Below are 17787 nucleotides of genomic sequence, written 5' to 3'. Positions count from 1 at the left end.
GTCCGTACCGTTCGCATGCGTGCGGACGCGGTGCGCGCCGCACTGCCATGTGCCGGAGTCACTTTAGTACCAGGGGCCGAACTGATTGTCCGGATAGAGTGTTTGCCGGTCAGACCGGTGACGGGGGAGGACACATGTCGCAGTCGTTCTACATCCGCAATCTGAGCAGACGACTGATCGAACGTTTTGAGCCATTCATCGACATGACGGACGAGCCCGGGATCTCGGAGAAGAAGCGGAAAGAGAAGCTTCTCAGCCGGGCGGTGGCCGCACTTGCGGTCAAGCGCGAAACGGGGTACGCGGACCGGGAAGCGGCCCTTTCGGTCATCGACGGCCGCGACGACTGGGGAATCGACGCCATCGCGGTCGAACTGTCCGCGTCGGGTCAGGGTGGGCGGCCGCACATCACGCTGGTCCAGGCGAAGTGGAGCGAGAACGCCACCGCCGGCTTCGGGCAGAGCGAGGTCGACCGTCTCTTCCGCGGCCTCGACTATCTGATGAACCTGGAATTCAGCCGGTTCAACAAGCGCATCGAGCAGCACACGGAAGCCCTTGAGAAGGCTCTGGACAGCGGCTCCCCGAAGATCACTCTGCTGCTCGCCCTGGTGACCGACACCGAACTGCACCCGGACACAAGGGCGTTGCTCGACTCCGAGGTCAAGAAGCGCAACTGGGCCGAGGAGATGATTGAATGGCGGGTTATCGACCTCCGCGGCCTGTACCAGGAGATCCTCGGCGAGCACGCCGACCGGAAGATCGACCTAGAAGCGTGGGTCGAGGGCGTCGGCCGGGAGGAGATTCCTTTCACCGCCTACTACGGGACGCTTTCCGCGGCCGAGGTCGCCGAGTGGTACGAGACCCACGACCGGCACCTCTTCGCCCGTAACATCCGCGACTCGCTCGACACCGACGTCAACGACAAGATTCGCGCCACTCTCCTCCACGAACCCCAGAACTTCTGGTACTTCAGCAACGGCATCACCCTGCTGTGTGACCGGATCCGGAAAAAGGGCAAAGGCGCGTTCTCTCCGGGCGCGGGAGCGGGATTCGTCCTGGAAGGGGCCAGCGTCGTCAACGGCGCGCAGACGGTCAGCGCCATGTACCGTGCCATGCAGCGAAATTCGGCCACGGCGCAACACGGCCGCGTCATGGTCAAAATCATCTCCCTGGAGAACTGCCCCGAGGGCTTCGGCGACCAGGTCACCCTCAACACCAATACCCAGAATCCGATCGAGGAACGGGACTGGAAGTCCCGGGACCCCATCCAGACCGGCCTCAGGGACGACTTCGCCCTCTCCCTCGGCCGCACCTACGTGGTGAAGCGCGGAGAGTCGGAGCCCGCCCCAGACAGCGGCTGCACTATGACGGACGCCGCGGAGGCCCTCGCCGCGACCCACCGCAATCCCGAACTGGCGGCGAAGGCCAAGCGGGACATCTCCCTCCTCTGGGAGAAGGCGAACTACCAGGAGATCTTCGGCCGGACACTCAACACGGCGCCGAGCGCGCAGCAGGTGTGGCGCCGCGTACAGCTGGTACGCGCGGTGAAGGCGGCCCTGGCCGAGCAGAGCGACGACCTCTTCGGCCGGGCCGCGAGCGCCGCCAGCAACGGTGACCTGCTGATCAGCCACGTGGTCTTCCAGAACCTGGACACGGACGGCCTCGACGACGAGCACGCCGACTGGGAGGCCCAGTTGGCGAGGGTGCCGGAACTGGTCGAGCGGACGCTGGGCTGGCTGGTGACCACCATCGACAAGGCGTACGGCCCTACGAGCCAGATGCTGACCAGCATGCGCACGGCGGAGCGTGTACGTCTGGTCTCACGCCGTGTCCTGGAGTCGATGCGATCCGGTGAGACCGCCCCCGACAACGCCGACTACCGCGTCGAGGAACGGCCCCAGGGCAAGCCCGCCCGCTCGACCAACGCGACCAGCCTCATCGTCAAGGCCGAACGGATTCCGATGGGTACGCGTCTGGAGTTCCGCCCGGTCACCCGCCCCGACCGGCTGGGCCTGGGCGCCTGGCTGACCGAGAACCCCGACCGCGCCCTCGCGACCTGGCAGCAGAACACGTCCAGGCCGCTGCGCTGGGCCGCCGACGGCCAATCGTACGCGCCCAGCACGCTGGTCCGCAAGATCCGCAAAGAGGCCATGGGCAACAACCAACAGGTCCAGGGAACCCTGTACTGGCACATTCCCGGCGAGGGTTCCCTGGTCGACCTGGCGGCGGAGCTGCGGGCCGAGGACGAGTTGAACGCGGGCGACTCCTGACTGCCTAGCACGTCCGCCTGTTCACCGGCATGGGGATCCGGACGGGTTCAGGGACCTCTCCAGGTGGTCCCGCCCTGCCGGAACCACCTGGTCCGGGTCTGTGGTCCATTCCAGGCCGCCACCGACCGGGCGGAGAAAGACGAGGCGACGGGCCGGGCGGGCGGCCGGACCCGGCGGTTCGTCGGCGGGCTGATAGAGGAGTACGTCCCTCAGCGTGCCTTCGCGCCCGGTCGCGCTGTCCCGGACCAGACTACCGACGGGCATGCCGGGGAGGCCGGCGGGCGGGGCGTACGCGTTCGGCTTCTCGCTCTCGGGTGACCGCTTCACAGGATCTCCCCCCGGCTGCGGGCATTCGCCTCGGCGACCTGCGGGCTCAACGCCTCACCGGCACGCGCCAGTTCGATGTGCTCGGGCTGCGCGGTCCATTCCCGGCCGCCGTCCTTGGGCCGCAGGTACACCTGGCCCGGGGTGCGCTCCATCACCACCCCGTAGCGGTTGCGGACCGTGTCATAGGCGAGGTCTCCGACGACGGGGGAGGGTGGGGCGGACGGGGCGTTGGTGTCAGGGTGCTGGGCAGCGTCCATTGAGGGTCTCCGTGAACGAGGGTGCGTGCGATCGGTGGAAATCACCGTTCGTGCCCTTATCGTCGCCGTCCGTGGCTACGCTCGACAGGGGTGAACCGTCCCCTCCGGAGACCCGGAACAAACGGGACCACGGGACCACGGGACCACGGGACCACGGGACCACGGGACCAAGGAGAGCCGCACTGATGGCGATTGGCGCACGCGACCTCGAACCCGCACGCTCGGCGCGGGAGCTGTACGGCACCGAGCTGCGTCGGCATCGGCAGCTGGTCCGGATGTCACTGGACCGCCTGTCAGAGGTGGTCAACTACAGCAAGACGCACCTGCACGGGGTGGAGACGGCGGAACGGCTACCGTTGCCGCCGATCTCGGAGAAGCTGGATGTGGCTTTCGGGACGGGGGAGTTGTTCCAGGGACTGTGGGGGGCGGTCAAGCGGGAGCACACGCCGCGGCGATTCGATCATTGCTTGGAGCTGGAGGCGAGGGCTGCGCGGATTCAGGAGTTCGGCGCGAGCACCGTTCCCGGGCTGCTTCAAACGCGGGCGTACATGCAAGCGTTGCTGCGGGAAGGCAGCGCAGCCCCGGGGGAGATCGACCGCCTGATCGCAGATCGCCTTGGCCGTCAGGAGGTCCTGCGCGGCGACAACCCGCCGGACTTCTGGGCGATCCTCGACGAGGCCGTACTACACAGGGCTGTGGGCGGCAAAGCAGTCATGTGCGAACAGCTTGCAGCCTTGTTGCCGCTGGCGAACACCTCGCACACAACCATCCAGGTCGTCCCGTTCGAGGCTGGCGCATGTGCGTTCATGAGCGGCACCCTCATCTTGCTCACCCTCCCGGACAATTCCACCACCGTGTACGAGGAGGGCCCCCGCAGCGGGGAGATCTTCGACGACCGGGACACCGTCACGCAGCGCCTCCGGGAGTACGATCGCATGAAGGCCTGCGCCCTACCGCCAAGGGAATCCGCAGCGTTGATCGAGGCGGCGATGGAGAAGTTCAAGCCATGCGAGCCACCCCAGACCTGAGCACCGCAAAGTGGCGTAAGGCCAGTTACAGCGGAAACGCGGAAGGGTCTGCCTGTGTCGAGGTAGCCGACGCCATCCCGGCCCTCATCCCCGTCCGCGATAGCAAGACGCCTCTCGCCCCTGTACTGGCCTTCACGCCGGACGCCTGGGGCGCGTTCGTCGTCGCACTCAAGAGCGGCACGACACCGATCCTCTGACGCCTCCGCCCACGGCCCGGTCCGCAGTGGGCCGGGGCACCGGGCCGTCCTGCTTGTTCCCTCAGCTGTCAGGGAACAACACCCCCGTGTCCGTAGACAGACCGGCCCCCGTCACCCAGTCGCGCTGTGCTCCAACACCGCCCGCTCCAAAAGCTCCAGGGCCCTGTCTTCCTTGCGGTCGGCCTCATCACGCTTCCGGTACGCAGTGCGGATCGTTTCCGCGATGCGTTCCCGATCGGGGGCGGTGAGGACAGGGACGGGAATTTGAGCGCGGAGCCCCTCGTGAATGTCCTGCTGCTTCCCGCCGGTGGACATGGAACGCAGGACGCGGAACATGGCCTCGGAACGGAGGAAGGCGAAGAGGTAGGCGCCGGGGATATCGGAATCACCGCTGCGGATACGGAGAAAGTGCTCCGAGTACGCGTACGACAGCCACGCCCCGGTGGCAAAGATCGGGCGGCAGAACACCTCGTTCTCACCTAGGGTCCCCTGGGAGGCAACGAGGATCGTCTCGTCCTTGGCCAGCACTTCGGGCGACGTCTTGGCCTTGCTGATCCAACGTCCTACCGGCCGCAGCCAAAACGCCTGCCGCTGACCCACCAGCTGATAGCTGTAGTGCGGGTCTTCGGCGCCGTCCACACGCATGAAGCGCAAGCCCCTGCTGAGCTGCCCCCCGTTGCAAATCTCGCCAAGCGTCACATGTTCAACGTCGCGCAGCTGCTTCAGGATCCGAGCCGCCCTGGGCTGAAAGTTGAGCGCCCGCAACGTCGTAGACGTCAACCCTCGCCGCACAAAGCCGAGATCCTGAGCCCGATCGTCATGCCACCGCAGGTCGATAAGTTCCTCAAGCCCCGCCGTCTTGAACAGATCCTCGGTCGCCCCGACCGACCCCGCCTGGAACTCGGCCCTCAGCGCGGCCGCTTCCTCCACCAGGTCGTGGATCTCCTGTTCCAGCGCCGGATCGAACCGTGGCACAGGCAGCCAGGAAATATGGTGGGGCTCGATGTGCTGGATGATCGCGCCGTATGCCTGGCTGGTGACGATGGGGATACCAAAACGACTGCGGAGGAAGGTGTTCAGGTAGCCGGAAGGAATTCGTTCCGGCTTCGGCTGAACCTTCATGACGTGCTGGGAAGACCAGATACCCGCCATGTCATTGCGGACGTAGGACATCCGGCCGATCGTCCCGGAGCAGGAGATCAAAGTCATTCCGGGCTGGATCTCCAGGTACGGAAATTTGTCTGCTACCTTGGCCCGACTCAGCAGCGGCAGATGGGTCAGGTCCGCTTCCATCATGTCCGTGCTGCCGAGGAACGGAACCGCTTGCGCTGGATCGGTGACATAGACGCGGCTGAACTTGGGCCCGTTGAAAATGCCTCCGCCGTGCCCGGCTGTCAGCTCTTCCAGCTTGTCCTTGCGAACCGGCAACCGCTCCAACAACTTCCGCGCCTCGAACGCTCCCGAAAGATAAGGCGCCGCATCCATCCGCAGCCCCTGCTCCCGCAGCCAGCTCAGCCGTACCGGATTGTCCTTGGACGCGATTTTCACTGCGCGTACTCCGTCGTCGTGTATGCCGTCGTGGTCTCGGCCGGGAACCAGTCCGCGAGCGTCGCCCTCAGGTGCTGGAACGACGCGTCCGTGCAGCCGCGTACGGAGGGGACCGTCTCCGCGTAGCGCCGGAAGATGCCGTTGTTCTTGGGGCCGGTGTACTTCTTCTCGTGCAGGTACTCGACCGCGCGCTTCGGGTCATCGGGTTTGTCCTTGCCGGGGTCCCACAGGCCGGCGTCCTGAAGCACCTGGCGCGGGGTGCGCTCGTCACCCTTGCCCGGGGGCCGCCAGACGAGGGCCTTCTTGATGGCCGGGGTGTGGTCCGACCAGAACCAGTTCTCCAGCTCCGGTTCGATGACGACGACCGCGAACTGCGGCCAGTGGTCCGCCAGTTGCGTGCTGATGCGCTTGCGGATCTCGTCCGGGGGCAGCGGGTTGTCGTACGCGTGGTCCTGCACCACGATCGCGCGACGGTACTCGCCGCGCCAGGGCTGGAGCAGCGCACCGGCCCGGAGCGGCAGCTCGGAGTCCTTGTGCGGCGCGAGCTTGATGTCCCGCCCGCCGTCGAAGGTGAACGGACCACAGCCGAGCTTGTGGTGGATGTCCTTCCGGTCCAGGAAGGCGCCGATCATGGCCTTCATGCCCTGGTCGGCGACATAGAAGACGACGTCCCGCTTCCCGGACTCGTCTGCCGGCCCCGTCTGCTGTCGCGGAACAGGCGCGACCGATCCGTTTCCGCTTCCGCGCGGTGCCCGCCGTGCAGCCCCCCTGCTCACTCGAACACCCCCGTCGCGAACAGCGTCCCCAGATCAAGATCCCCACGCCAGTCGGCGAGCCTCGGATGCAGGTCGCCCCGTACGACGGTGACCGCGCCGGTGTCGTGGTCGACGCGGGTGGCGAGTACGTCGGGCAGCTCCACGTTGGCCAGGACCAGCGGGGACTGCGTGGCGACGAGCACCTGACAGTCCCGTACGGCCTGCAGTGCCTGCATGACGATCTCGATGGCCTGCGGGTAGATGCCGTTCTCCGGTTCCTCGGTGACCAGGAGGGCCGGCGGGTCGGGCATGAAGGCTGGCAGGGTCAAGGCGAACACGCGCAGGGTGCCGTCGGACAGACCGGAGGAGGTGACCTGGTGGCCGCCCGCGTAGGTCACGCGGAAGTACGCGTGGCGATCGTCCTCGCGCTCGACGACGTCGATCTCCCGCACCTGTGGCAGGGCGATCCTGACCAGGTCCACCCAGGCGTCGTACAGCTCCTTGTCCTCGTACTTGAGACGCAGGGCCAGCCACGGGGTGTTACGGCCGACGGGGTCGAGCTGAGGCGTGCGGCCCGCGGGCGGAGCGGCCTGGCGCAGGGCGGCCCAGTCGGGGGCGTAGGACAGCGTGCCCTCGCGCAGCAGGCCCCGGAACCACAGCGCCGCGGGGAAGTGACCCTCGTCGAACGGAACCGTATCCAGCGCGAGCCTGCTGTGCGGGCTCTGCCAGGTCAACGGGGGCTGCCCGCCGGACTCGGAGGTGAAGCGTGAGACCCGTCCCCCGGTGCGGGCGATCACCGGGCGCCAGCTCTCGTCCCAGGCCCACCGGACGCGATGGCTGCGGCCCCGGCCGGTGACGATCTTCTCGTCCGGGTCATCGAAGGCCCGCTCCCCCGGTACCGGCCGAACGGGATGCCCTTCGGGGAAGAGCACGAGGTACTCCGCCGCGATCTCGATGCCCCGGCCGTGGTCGACCGGGGTGAGGTGCAACTCGTACCGCAGATGCGTGGGCAGCGGGAGACGGGGGTTGCGGGTGGCCTCCGCGAGGACCTCGGTGACCTCGTCCGGGAGCCGCGCCTCCACCGCGAAGCCGAAACCGGTGTCCCTCCCCCGGTGGACGGGCTCGGTCAGGGACTGCGCACGCGGCGGACGGCCGGTGCGGGCGGACGGCCTCAGGAAGGCGTCCTCGATCCGCTCGGCGCCGAGCAGCTCGGCGAGCAGGACCGGGATGTCGAGCAGGGTGCTCTTGCCCGAGCCGTTGGCGCCGGCCAGCACATGGAAGCCGGACAGGTCGACGGCGAGGTTCTCGAAACAGCGGTAGCCGTACGCCTCGATACGGGTGATCATGCGCCGGCATTCCAGGGGAACTCGTGGGCGTACCGCGCGGCGAACTCGTGGTAGGCCTTGGCGATCTTCGGCAGATCATTGTCGATCTTCTGCACGCTGCGCCGGATCTCCCGCGGCACCTCGACACCGCCGATCCGCAGGATCTCGCGCTCCACCTCTTCCTCGGCCACCACCTCGCCGTCGGGGGTGCGCACGAAGACCTTATTTCCTCGCCGGTCCACGCCGACCTTCTCCGCGACCGCCATGAACACCGGGTAGTCGGCGGCCCCGAACTCCATCTCCTCCTGCCGCTCCTGGTCGGTCTTGCGGCGCAGGAAGAGCAGGGTGGTGAGGATGTTGACGTTGGCCTCGGCGATGAAGGTCTCGACGGGGAGTTCCACGCTGCCCAGGACCCAGCACTGGTCGAGGATGAAGCGGCGCACCGCCTCGTCCGCGGGGCCGGGGTTGGACAGGATGCCGTTCGGCAGGACGATGCCGATGCGCCCGCCGGGCTTGACCCACTCCACGGCGCGCTGCACGAACAGTCTCTCGGGGGAGACGGCGGTCGCCCCGTCGCCCCTCGTCAGCTCGCCCTCGTTGTTCTTCGCCCAGGTGTAGGCCACCCCGTACTGGCCGCCGCTCTTGCGGAAGGTGTTGAGGATCATGTCCTCGGAGACGGGGATGTCCGAGCCGAACGGCGGGTTCGTCATCAGGACGTCCACCGCGCCCAGCCTTATCTGCGGGAAGCCAAACGCCTCGTCGTTGCCCGGCAGATGGCCGTCCGGGAACGCGAGCGAGTCCATCTGGAAGGCGTGTCCCGCCGTGTCCGTGAGGGTCATCAGGCTCATCACGGTGGCCCGGCGCAGGAAGGGGTCGAAGTCGGCCCCGAAGAGGTGCTCGTCCGCGTAGGCCGCCAGGCGCCGGCGGTAGTCGGCCATCTGCCGGGCGAGTTCCTGCGCGTTGGTGAAGGTGCCGTTCTCGGCCTTCTGCCACTTGCGCAGCAGATGGTTCAGGGTCTCCCGCAGGAAGCCGCCGGTTCCGCAGCAGGGGTCGAAGACGGTCTCGTGCTCCTGCGGATCGAGGATGTCGACGACCAGCTTCACCGCTTCGTTGGGCGTGAAGTACTGGCCGCGGTCGCCGCGCAGGTTGTCCCCGACGAGTTCCTGGTACGCGACGCCCTTGGCGTCGATGTCGGTCGTGCCCAGGTCGTACGGCGCCAGTTCACCGACGATGAAGGTGAGCGCGGGGACGGACAGCGTCAGCTCGTCACGGTTGTCGAAGAGCCCCTGCTTCTTGTAGAAGTCCTTGACCTCTTCGAAGAGCTTCTTGACCCGGGCCGCCACCTCGGGGCTGCCCGCCCTGCGCTGGGCGCCGCTGGCGGTGGTCTCGGTCCTGACCAGGTCCTCGATGTCGATGCGGAATCGCGGTTCGCGCCCGTGCTCGCGGACCATGCGCTCGTCGTAGATCTTCGCGAACAGGACGTAGAGGAACTGCCAGAACGCCGCGTCCTTGGGCAGCCCCTCGTTGCCGTGGATGTAGTTGTGGCAGCGCCGGAAGGCGAAGCGGAGCATGTACTTGTCCGCGCGCCGGATCTCCGCCAGGGAGGACGCGTCACGGGCGGCGTCGAAGGCCGTGTCGTCGCCGCGCGGCCAGTTCGGCAGGGGGCGGAAGCGGTCCTCGAACCGGAGCTCCCGGCCCTCGTCGTCCTTCTTGAGCCGCTCCACGAAGTACAGGTCGATGTCGTCGGTCCACAGGCCCAGATGGCACTGCGGCCCCACCACGCTCATCAGCGACTGGAGCTCGTCGATGTCCTTCGTCGCCTGCTCGTGCGTACGGATCTTGGTGACGGTGCGGCCCGTCCGGGGACGCGGCTTGGTGATGACGATGCGCCGCAGGTACTCCAGGCGGTGTGGCTTGTTGGCCTCGAAGACGGCGATGCTGACCTTCTTCCGGCTCTTCCGGGTGCCCTCACCGGCCGGAATCTCGATCGCGTAGTCCCGCGCCATGTCGTCCGGATTGATCCCGTACTGGTGCACGAGGACCCGGGCGATGTGCTGCCTGACCTTTTCGGCCTCGGTCAGCTTGAGGACGTCCTGGCCGGTGATGTAGTCGATCGTCTCGTCGTCACCGAGCGCGCGCGGCGGCGAGGCCCCCCCGGACCGCTTCTGGGACTCCTCCGGCACGGAAAATCCAAGGCCCAACTGCTCGTCCGCCATATCCGCCGTCTGCTCCGTCCCGACTTCCACCACGCCCGCCCCGTGCTCTGCGACGGGCCCACCGACTGTGCGGACCCACCTTACGGCGTGGTGCGCGACAGCGATCGCGGGGTGAACCGGAACGTGGAGTGGGCCAGACGAGTGCTGACCACGGTCACGAACAACTGCTCGGCAGCGAAGGCTTTCGGGCACAGGGGTATCGTGCGCCGCTGTGGCCAGTTCGCCGGACAGGGTGGGGTCGACCATGAAGCAGTTGTTCAGTCAGCCCAGCGCAGTCGGTTCAAGACAGCCCTCGTCCGTGGTGGCACGCGGACAGTCCGCCACGGCGGGGAACCGGGTCGCCTCGCGCAGGGGCTCGACACTGTCCTCGCCCTGGGTGCGCGGCGAACGTTCCCGCCCACCACCGTTCGGTCTCGTCCAGTGCGGTCAGCCGTTCCTGGACCACCTCCGCCGGGATGCGGTCACTCAGCCGCGCCTGAACGGTGTGACCAGCGCCGAACCGGGCCTGCGCAGATCAGATGCCCTTTCCGAGGCAAAGCCGCAGGTAGCGGCAGACGAGCCGGGCTGTACGCCGGGTTCTGTACCCCGGGACCTCGCGGTCGTCGGGGCGACGGCCATCCATCTAGGACCGGCGTTGCCACCGGCCTCCTGCGGTCTACCCGCGGACTCGGGCGGGCAGCCCTCGATCGTCCGCGCAGAGCCACCTCCGAAAAGGCGGCCCCTCTTGACCTTGCTCCGGGTGGGGTTTACCTAGCTGTCTGAGTCACCTCAGGCACTGGTGGTCTCTTACACCACCGTTTCACCCTTACCCAGCACCGAAGTGCTGGGCGGTCTGCTTTCTGTGGCACTGTCCCGCGGGTCACCCCGGGTGGCCGTTAGCCACCACCCTGCCCTGTGGAGCCCGGACGTTCCTCGGGAAGCTCCCCGTCAGGGGGACTCCACGCGGCCGTCCGCCCGGCTCGTCTGCCGTGTCGACCATGGTACCCGGCGGACGACACGCTTCGGCGCCGCGGCCGTGGCCAGGACCGACCCCGCCAGGATCAGGGTGAAGGCGACGCCGATGCCGAGGGTCAGCTCCTCGTCCAGGAACAGCGCGCCCGCTGCGACCGCCACCGCCGGGTTGACGTACGTGATCACGCCGGCCCGGGTCGGGCCGACCTCCTTGATCAGCTCCAGGAAGGCCACGAACGCGATTGCCGTGCAGACCACGCCCAGGCCTGCGAGGGCTGCCAGGACCTCGCCCGACGGCATGGTGGCGGGCCTGGTCAGGAAGGCCGCGGGGGCGTAGACGGCGGCGGCCAGCAAGAGGCACGGGGTGATCAGCTGGAGCGTCGGGACGTCCTTGAGGTAGCGGGCCGCTATCAGCGGGGCCGTGGCGTAACCGACGACCGTCACCAGCACCTCGGCCATCGAGAGGGCGTCGCCCCCGGTGAGATGCGGCAGGGTCAGGACGGTGACGCCCGCGAGGCCGAGGGCCAGGCCCGCGATGCGGCGGGTGCCCACCCGCTCCCCCGCGCCGAAGAAGCGGGCCAGGACGAGGGCGACGATCGGCACGCCCGCGATGAGGAGGCCGGCGGTCGAGCTGGAGAGGTGGCGCTCGGCGTCGGTCAGGGTCCACCAGGGGCCGACGATCTCGATGACGGCGAAGGCCAGCATCGGCTTCCAGTGCGCCCGCACGGTGCGGCCGAAGCCGCCCTGGCGCAGGGCGAACGGGAGCAGGAGTGCGGCGCCGAGGGCGCAGCGCGCGAACACCACCATGGACGGGGACAGCTCGTCCACCGCCACCTTGATCATCAGGTAGGGAACACCCCAGACGACTCCCATCAGGGAGAACAGGAACCAGCCGCGTGCAGTCATGCGATGAGTCTCGGGCCTGTCACCCCACGGTGTCTTGAACGCTGTTGCGGTACGCCGCCGGGGTCACCCCCAGCACCCTGCGGAACCAGCGGGTGAGGTGCGCCTGGTCGGCGAAGCCGACGAGGCCCGCGACCTCGGCGGGGCGCAGTCCGGCTTCCAGGAGGCCGCGGGCCCTGGCCACCCGGTGCTGGGCGAGCCAGGCGTACGGCGGTACGCCCATGGTCGTGCGGAAGGCGCGCAGCAGCTGGTAGCGGGACAGGCCCAGGTCGGTGGCGAGGGCGGCCAGGGACGGAGGGTCCAGCAGCTCGTCGGCGAGGCGGTCGCGTACGGTCCTGGCGATGCCCACCGCCCCGGGCACGGTGTCGTCGGTCGCCCGGGCCGTGGAGTGGCGGCGGGCCAGGGCCGTGAGCAGCCAGGGCAGCCGGGACTCCGCTTCCAGCGGGTCGGGGCAGGCGCTGATGTCGGTGTGGGCGGCGCGCAGGGCCACCGCCAGTTCCGGGTCGTGGAGGACGGCGTCGCGGAAGTGCGGGAGGCCGCCGAGGGTGCCGTCGGTGAGGAGGGCCGGTTCGGCGTAGAGGGCCTGGTAGGCGTAGCCGTCGCAGGCGGCCGGGCCTCCGGTGTGCATCTCGCCCGGCTCCAGGACGACGATCGAGCCGGGGTAGGAGTGGATGTGCCCGCCCCGGTACGCGATGACCTCCGAACCGCCGACGGTGACGCCGATGGTGAACTCGTCGTGGGCGTGGGGCGCGTAGACGTGCTGGTCGAAGTGGGCGGTGAGGAGGTCCAGGGGCGGGCCGGCGCGGCCGAGTCGTGCCCTGGTCCAGCTGGCCTGTTCTCGAATCCGCGCTTGTGTGCTCACCTCGTACCCCCCGGCTCACAGGGGATCAGAGGAAGTCGGTGGTGTCCAGGTCGAAGGCGAAGGGGTTCGGGAGAGTGAGCGATCTACCGAAGGCCGCAGTGCGGGAACGGAGGTAGTCGCCGTCCGGCTCGGTGAACAGCGTCGTCGAGGAAGTGTCGCGGTCGACGAGCAGGTAGAAGGGGATGCCGCCGCGGGCGTAGCAACGCCGCTTGGCAACTCTGTCGATCTCCGGCCTGGTGAACGTCACTTCCAGCACCATGGTGACCCCCTCGCAGGGCATCCAAGAGGGAGCGCCCCGAAAAGCGCGTGCCTCCCGGGCGACGATCGTGCCGTCGGGGATCACGTGATCCGGGGGGTGACCGTGCGCAGCGCTCAGTCGCAGGCCTTTGTTCCCCGAGAACAGGAGGTCGAGCTGCGAGTGCCGGTGGAGCTGTCTGACGATCCGGCTGATGCAGTGCTCGTGGTGACCGTCCGGCTGTGGAGTGAGGACGAACTCGCCCTCGATCAACTCGGCGCGGAAGCCCTCCGGAGTATCCAGTCCGAGGAACCACTCCAGTAGTAGCTTCTGCGTGTACGGGTCCAAGCCCATGAGGTTGACGCTCCTTTGCCGTGGTCACCGGCAAGACTGGGACCTGACCGGGATCACGTGGGCGGGAACAGGGAGCAGTTCCACCGATCGTGGTCTCTTGACCCCGCCGCAGCGTCAACGTCTTCACTGGTGGCATGCGGATCGGAGAACTCGCCGGCGTCGTCGGCGTCACCACGCGTGCCGTGCGGCACTACCACCATCTGGGGCTGCTGCCGGAGCCCGAGCGGCGGGCCAACGGGTATCGGGAGTACGGGTTGCGGCATGCCGTCGTGCTGGCGCGGATCCGGCGGCTGACCGAGCTGGGTCTTGGGCTCGCGGAGGTGCGGGACGTGCTCGCGGACGAGGCCGGCAAGGACCTCGTCGAGGTGCTGACCGAGCTGGACAAAGATCTGGCGCGGCAGGAGGAGGCCCTGCGGGAGCGGCGGGCGCGGTTGCGGGTCCTGCTGGACGCGGAGGGCGGGGTGCCGGCGGAGGGGCCGGTGTCGCCGGAGCTGGCCGCGCTGTTCGCCCGGGCCGCGCATCTGTCGGACTCGCCCATGGCCGTCAAGGACCGCGAGATCATCGCGTTCCTCGAGACCGCCGTGCCGGACGGGGAACGGGAGCGGCTGGTGGCGTCGGTGGGTGAGGCGCTGGGGAGTCCGGGGGCCGTGGCGCGGGCCGGTGAGGCCTACGCGCTGCTCGACGCGCTCGCCTCCGCCGAGCCCGCCGACCCGCGCGTCGAGGAGGCGGCCCGGGCCCTCGCCGACTGCATTCCGCCGACGCTGTTCCCGGGGATCGGTGAGATCGGTGAGCTCGACCGGCACGACAGCGTGCTGCGCGCGTTCTACGACGACCTCGCCCCGGCCCAGGCGGAGGCGGTCCGCCGTGCGTTGCGGATCCTCACCGAGGAGCGGCGATGAGGGTGGGGTGGTCGCTGGTCCGGCACGAGGTGCTGTTGCTGGCGAGTCTCGCCCTGTGGCTGGCGCGGCGTACGCACGGGACGGGCGGCGGGTCGGGCTTCGGATATGCGCGGGGGCAGGGCGCGATGATGGCGGGGTTCGCGTTCGTGTGCGTCGTCGAGACGGTGACGTTGTCCGTGCTGCTGCGGGACTGGCCCGCCGTGCATGCGGCGTTCCTCTTCCTGGACGTGTACACGGTCGTGTTCGTCGTCGCGCTGCATGCCTCGTCCGTCGTCCGTCCGCATGTGCTGGACGCGGCCCGCGGGACCCTGCGGATACGGCGCTACGTCCATGTCGACCTGCTGGTCCCGCTGGAGCGGATCGGCTCCGTGCGGCGTGAGCTGCGGATGACGCACGAGTCTGCCGAAGGGGAGCTGGATCTGGAGGTGGGCTCGCAGACCAGCGTCACGCTCGAACTGACCCAACCGGTCACGCACGTCACCCTTCTCGGGCGGCGCCGCGAGGTGCGGCTCGTGCGTTTCCACGCCGACGACGTCGACGCCCTGGTCCGCGCCCTCGGCCGGGCGCGTGTCTGAGCTCCCCGTACGCTGTCGGGCGGAGTTCGATCGAAGGAGTACCCGTGCTTGTCCTGCTGCCGCCGTCCGAGGGCAAGGCCTCTTCCGGCCGCGGTGCCCCGCTGAAGCCGGAGTCACTGTCGCTGCCGGGGCTGACCGCCGCCCGGGAGGCCGTTCTCACCGAGCTGGTCGAGCTGTGCGCCGGCGACGAGGACAAGGCACGCGAAGTGCTGGGGCTGAGCGAAGGGCTGCGGGGCGAGGTCGCGAAGAACGCGGAGCTGCGCACGGCGGGGGCGCGGCCGGCCGGGAAGATCTACACCGGCGTGCTCTACGACGCCCTCGGCCTGGCGTCGCTGGACACGGCCGCCAAGCGGCGGGCCGCGCGGTCGCTGCTCGTGTTCTCCGGGCTGTGGGGTGCCGTGCGGGTGACGGACCGGATTCCGTCCTACCGCTGCTCGATGGGTGTGAAGCTGCCGGGGCTCGGGGCGCTGGGCGCGCACTGGCGTACGCCGATGGCGTCGGTGCTTCCCGAGGTGGCCGGGGGCGGGCTGGTGCTGGATCTGCGGTCCGCCGCGTACGCCGCCGCCTGGAAGCCGAAGGGCGAGGTCGCCGGGCGGACGGCCTCCGTGCGGGTGCTGCACGCTCCCACCCGGAAGGTGGTCAGCCACTTCAACAAGGCGACCAAGGGGCGGATCGTGCGCAGCCTGCTCACCTCCGGGACCGACCCGAAGGGCCCGGCCGAGCTGGTGGAGGCGCTCCGGGACCTCGGGTACGTCGTCGAGGCACAGGCGCCCGCGAAGTCGGGGCAGGCATGGTCGCTGGATGTGCTGGTGGACGAGGTGCACTAGCTCGCGTTGCATGTCATGCAATGACCTTTGCGCAGCCTGCACTGCGACGGCAGGATGACGCCATGGTCTCCTCTCCCCTGCCCGCTCCCCTTCCCCCGCCCGCTTCCGTGCTGGGCCTCGCGCCTGTCGTCCCCGTCGTCGTCATCGAGGACGTCGGCGACGCCGTGCCGCTGGCGCGGGCGCTGGTCGCGGGCGGCCTGCCCGCGATCGAGGTGACGCTGCGGACGCCCGCGGCCCTGGAGGCGATCGGGGAGATCGCCGAGGAGGTGCCCGGGGCCGTGGTCGGGGCGGGGACGGTGATCCGGCCCGGGCAGGTCGCCGAGGCGGTGGCCGCGGGGTCCCGGTTCCTGGTGAGTCCGGGCTGGACGGACGTGCTGCTGGAGGCGATGCGGGCGTCGGGGGTGCCGTTCCTGCCGGGGGTGTCGACCGCGTCCGAGGTCGTGGCGCTGCTGGAGCGCGGGGTGCGCGAGATGAAGTTCTTCCCGGCGCAGGCCGCGGGCGGCACGGCGTATCTCAGGTCGCTGTCGGGGCCGTTGCCGCAGGCGCGGTTCTGCCCGACGGGCGGTATCGGCCCGGACTCCGCGCCGGACTATCTGGCCCTGCCCAACGTCGGGTGCGTGGGCGGCAGCTGGATGCTGCCGGCGGACGCGGTCGCCGCCCGCGACTGGGGGCGCGTCGAGGCTCTGGCCCGGGAGGCGGCGGCGCTCAGCGCAGGTGGGACGTGTCGTTGAGGAGGCGGACGCTGGCGTTGCCGTCCGCGTAGTAGGCGACCACCGACAGGGACGCGGCCGACAGTTCCATGCGGAACAGTGATTCCGGCGGGGCTCCCAGGGCGAGCCGGACGAGCGTCTTGATCGGGGTCACGTGCGTGACGAGCAGGACCGTGCGGCCCGCGTGGGCGGCGACCAGCTTGTCGCGGGTGGCGGCGAGCCTGGTGGCCGTCGCGGCGAAGCTCTCCCCGCCGCCGGTGGGTTCGGCGTCCGGGGAGGCCAGCCAGGCGTTCAGGTCGTCGGGGTGGCGCTCGCGCACCTCGGCGAAGGTGAGGCCCTCCCAGGCGCCGAAGTCGGTCTCCCGCAGTCCGTCGTCGATGCTCACGTCGAGCCCGAGCCGGGCGGCGACGATCCCGGCGGTCTCCCGGGTACGGGCGAGCGGCGACGACACGACGGCCTGGATGGTGCCCCGCCGGGCCAGCATCGCGGCGGCCCGCTCGGCCTGCTCCCGGCCCGTGCCGGAGAGGGAGGGGTCGGTGCCGCCGCTGCCGGAGAACCGCTTCTGGGGCGTCAGCGGGGTCTCGCCGTGGCGCAGCAGGACGAAGGTGGCGGGGGCGCCCATGTCGGCGGGCGCCCAGCCGGGGGCGGCCACGGCTTTGGCGGCGCGGGTGTCGGTTTCGGCCCTCGCGGCACGCGCATCACCAACGGACATCGCAGCACGTGCATCACCATCGGCCCTCGCGGCACGTGCATCACCATCGGCCCTCGCAGCACGCGCATCACCATCGGCCCTCGCGGCACGCACATCGCCATCGGCATCGGGCACTGCACGCGCATCGGCACCGGCGTCGGCCGCGGCACGCGCATCGGCGCCACCCGTCGCCGAGCCGGAAGAAGCTCCGGCCGGGACGCCCCGGCCGGGTTCCGCCGAGGCCCGTGCGGCAGCCCGGTCCGAGTCGGCCGCCGCGGCCGACTCGCGGCCCTGAGCCAGAGCTCCGCGCACCCGCGCCGCGCCCGCCGCCGCGTCACCGGGCGGCCCGGGCGGCGCGACGGTCTCAGCGCTCCGGGCGCTCCCGGCCGCCGCGTCCAGCTCGGCCGTCGATCCCGACTCCGACCACCGCTCGCCCCTGGCCCCCGCGTCCATCGCCTCGTTCGCCAGCCGGTCGGCGTGCTTGTTCTGTTCCCTCGGCATCCACTCGTACGTGACCCGCCCGGGTGGGAAGACCCGGGCCGCCTGCGCGGCCAGGGGCTTCATGTCGGGGTGCTTGATCTTCCAGCGGCCCGACATCTGCTCGATGACGAGCTTGGAGTCCATCCGGACGTGGACCGTCGCCTCGGGGTCAAGCGCGTGGGCGGCGCGCAGGCCGGCGAGGAGGCCGCGGTACTCGGCGACGTTGTTCGTGGCGACGCCGATGTACTCGGCGGTCTCGCGCAGGGTCTCCCCCGTCGCCGCGTCGCTGACCACGGCTCCGTAGCCGGCGGGCCCCGGGTTGCCCCGCGACCCGCCGTCGGCCTCGACGATGAACTCCCGCACCGGAGGAACTCCCTGAA

General features: G+C 69.6%; 15 protein-coding genes, 1 other RNA gene and 1 pseudogene. 7 read left to right on the top strand and 10 right to left on the bottom strand.

Annotated elements, in window-relative coordinates; genetic code table 11:
- The first annotated feature begins 134 nt into the window (after positions 1-134).
- Positions 135-2267: an AIPR family protein gene (locus ABTX60_RS32055; RefSeq protein WP_352100505.1), complete on the top strand. Its 2133-nt coding sequence runs from the start codon at positions 135-137 to the stop codon at positions 2265-2267.
- Positions 2268-2590: 323 nt separating this feature from the next.
- Here ABTX60_RS32055 and ABTX60_RS32050 read toward each other — a convergent pair whose 3' ends face one another.
- The gene (locus ABTX60_RS32050) at positions 2591-2851 is read right to left on the bottom strand and encodes a hypothetical protein (protein ID WP_352100504.1); all 261 of its coding nucleotides are present in this window, start codon (positions 2849-2851) and stop codon (positions 2591-2593) included.
- 185 nt (positions 2852-3036) lie between these two features.
- Between ABTX60_RS32050 and ABTX60_RS32045 the strand changes: the two genes are divergently transcribed.
- Together ABTX60_RS32045 and ABTX60_RS32040 are read left to right on the top strand one after the other, a co-directional pair.
- A complete protein-coding gene (locus ABTX60_RS32045; RefSeq protein WP_352100503.1) occupies positions 3037-3879 on the top strand; it encodes a DUF5753 domain-containing protein in 843 nt (280 codons plus the stop codon).
- On the top strand, positions 3858-4076 hold the full coding sequence (locus ABTX60_RS32040; RefSeq protein WP_352100502.1) for a DUF397 domain-containing protein: 219 nt from the start codon (positions 3858-3860) through the stop codon (positions 4074-4076). Before ABTX60_RS32045 ends, ABTX60_RS32040 begins: the two co-directional genes overlap by 22 nt.
- A 111-nt stretch (positions 4077-4187) precedes the next feature.
- Here the strand turns inward: ABTX60_RS32040 and mads5 are convergent, their stop codons facing one another.
- From mads5 to ABTX60_RS32000, 8 genes and pseudogenes are all read right to left on the bottom strand, one after another.
- Positions 4188-5624 (bottom strand): methylation-associated defense system restriction endonuclease subunit S MAD5, encoded by a 1437-nt coding sequence (gene mads5 / locus ABTX60_RS32035; protein ID WP_352100501.1) that lies wholly within the window; start codon positions 5622-5624, stop codon positions 4188-4190.
- On the bottom strand, positions 5621-6400 hold the full coding sequence (gene mads4 / locus ABTX60_RS32030; RefSeq protein ID WP_352100500.1) for a methylation-associated defense system protein MAD4: 780 nt from the start codon (positions 6398-6400) through the stop codon (positions 5621-5623). The genes mads5 and mads4 overlap by 4 nt, the downstream gene beginning before the upstream one ends.
- Complete coding sequence (gene mads3, locus ABTX60_RS32025; protein WP_352100499.1) at positions 6397-7725, bottom strand: methylation-associated defense system AAA family ATPase MAD3; 1329 nt, start codon at positions 7723-7725, stop codon at positions 6397-6399. The genes mads4 and mads3 overlap by 4 nt, the downstream gene beginning before the upstream one ends.
- Positions 7722-9953: a methylation-associated defense system DNA methyltransferase MAD2 gene (mads2, locus tag ABTX60_RS32020; RefSeq protein WP_352100498.1), complete on the bottom strand. Its 2232-nt coding sequence runs from the start codon at positions 9951-9953 to the stop codon at positions 7722-7724. Before mads2 ends, mads3 begins: the two co-directional genes overlap by 4 nt.
- Before the next feature lie 518 nt (positions 9954-10471).
- Positions 10472-10882, bottom strand: an RNA gene (gene rnpB, locus ABTX60_RS32015) — RNase P RNA component class A.
- Positions 10883-10997: 115 nt separating this feature from the next.
- A pseudogene (locus ABTX60_RS32010) lies at positions 10998-11714 on the bottom strand (DMT family transporter); the annotation flags it as partial.
- Positions 11715-11796: 82 nt separating this feature from the next.
- Positions 11797-12636, bottom strand: a complete 840-nt coding sequence (locus tag ABTX60_RS32005; protein ID WP_502992438.1) for an AraC family transcriptional regulator — start codon at positions 12634-12636, stop codon at positions 11797-11799.
- Between the two features lie 25 nt (positions 12637-12661).
- The gene (locus tag ABTX60_RS32000; RefSeq protein WP_352100497.1) at positions 12662-13225 is read right to left on the bottom strand and encodes a Uma2 family endonuclease; all 564 of its coding nucleotides are present in this window, start codon (positions 13223-13225) and stop codon (positions 12662-12664) included.
- A 134-nt stretch (positions 13226-13359) separates the two neighbouring features.
- Between ABTX60_RS32000 and ABTX60_RS31995 the strand changes: the two genes are divergently transcribed.
- The 4 genes from ABTX60_RS31995 to eda all read left to right on the top strand — a co-directional run bounded on the left by ABTX60_RS31995 (position 13360) and on the right by eda (position 16257).
- Entirely contained in the window at positions 13360-14124 is a 765-nt protein-coding gene (locus tag ABTX60_RS31995) for a MerR family transcriptional regulator (RefSeq protein ID WP_352100496.1), read from the top strand.
- Positions 14121-14699 (top strand): hypothetical protein, encoded by a 579-nt coding sequence (locus ABTX60_RS31990; RefSeq protein WP_352100495.1) that lies wholly within the window; start codon positions 14121-14123, stop codon positions 14697-14699. The genes ABTX60_RS31995 and ABTX60_RS31990 overlap by 4 nt, the downstream gene beginning before the upstream one ends.
- 44 nt (positions 14700-14743) lie before the next feature.
- Positions 14744-15526 carry a peroxide stress protein YaaA gene (yaaA, locus tag ABTX60_RS31985; protein WP_352100494.1) on the top strand — a complete coding sequence of 261 codons (783 nt, stop codon included), beginning with the start codon at positions 14744-14746 and terminating at the stop codon, positions 15524-15526.
- 62 nt (positions 15527-15588) lie between these two features.
- Positions 15589-16257, top strand: coding sequence for a bifunctional 4-hydroxy-2-oxoglutarate aldolase/2-dehydro-3-deoxy-phosphogluconate aldolase (gene eda / locus ABTX60_RS31980; protein WP_352100493.1), 669 nt, complete (start codon positions 15589-15591; stop codon positions 16255-16257).
- On the opposite strand, the gene ABTX60_RS31975 is transcribed toward eda, so the two are convergent.
- A complete protein-coding gene (locus ABTX60_RS31975; RefSeq protein WP_352100492.1) occupies positions 16232-17770 on the bottom strand; it encodes a bifunctional RNase H/acid phosphatase in 1539 nt (512 codons plus the stop codon). The two genes, eda and ABTX60_RS31975, sit on opposite strands and share 26 nt — an antisense overlap.
- Between the last annotated feature and the right edge of the window lie 17 nt (positions 17771-17787).

Source organism: Streptomyces sp. NPDC126510 (assembly GCF_040302345.1).
Taxonomy (GTDB): domain Bacteria; phylum Actinomycetota; class Actinomycetes; order Streptomycetales; family Streptomycetaceae; genus Streptomyces.
The sequence above is the reverse complement of the archived record's forward strand: the minus strand, read 5'-3'. Positions and strand labels throughout refer to the sequence as shown.

Bases quoted from the DNA above. Each gene is read 5' to 3' on its own strand.
- ABTX60_RS32055 (WP_352100505.1), top strand. From the start codon at position 135: ATGTCGCAGTCGTTCTACATCCGCAATCTGAGCAGACGACTGATCGAA.
- ABTX60_RS32050 (WP_352100504.1), bottom strand. From the start codon at position 2,851: ATGGACGCTGCCCAGCACCCTGACACCAACGCCCCGTCCGCCCCACCC.
- ABTX60_RS32045 (WP_352100503.1), top strand. From the start codon at position 3,037: ATGGCGATTGGCGCACGCGACCTCGAACCCGCACGCTCGGCGCGGGAG.
- ABTX60_RS32040 (WP_352100502.1), top strand. From the start codon at position 3,858: ATGCGAGCCACCCCAGACCTGAGCACCGCAAAGTGGCGTAAGGCCAGT.
- mads3 (WP_352100499.1), bottom strand. From the start codon at position 7,725: ATGATCACCCGTATCGAGGCGTACGGCTACCGCTGTTTCGAGAACCTC.
- ABTX60_RS32000 (WP_352100497.1), bottom strand. From the start codon at position 13,225: ATGGGCTTGGACCCGTACACGCAGAAGCTACTACTGGAGTGGTTCCTC.
- ABTX60_RS31995 (WP_352100496.1), top strand. From the start codon at position 13,360: ATGCGGATCGGAGAACTCGCCGGCGTCGTCGGCGTCACCACGCGTGCC.
- ABTX60_RS31990 (WP_352100495.1), top strand. From the start codon at position 14,121: ATGAGGGTGGGGTGGTCGCTGGTCCGGCACGAGGTGCTGTTGCTGGCG.
- eda (WP_352100493.1), top strand. From the start codon at position 15,589: ATGGTCTCCTCTCCCCTGCCCGCTCCCCTTCCCCCGCCCGCTTCCGTG.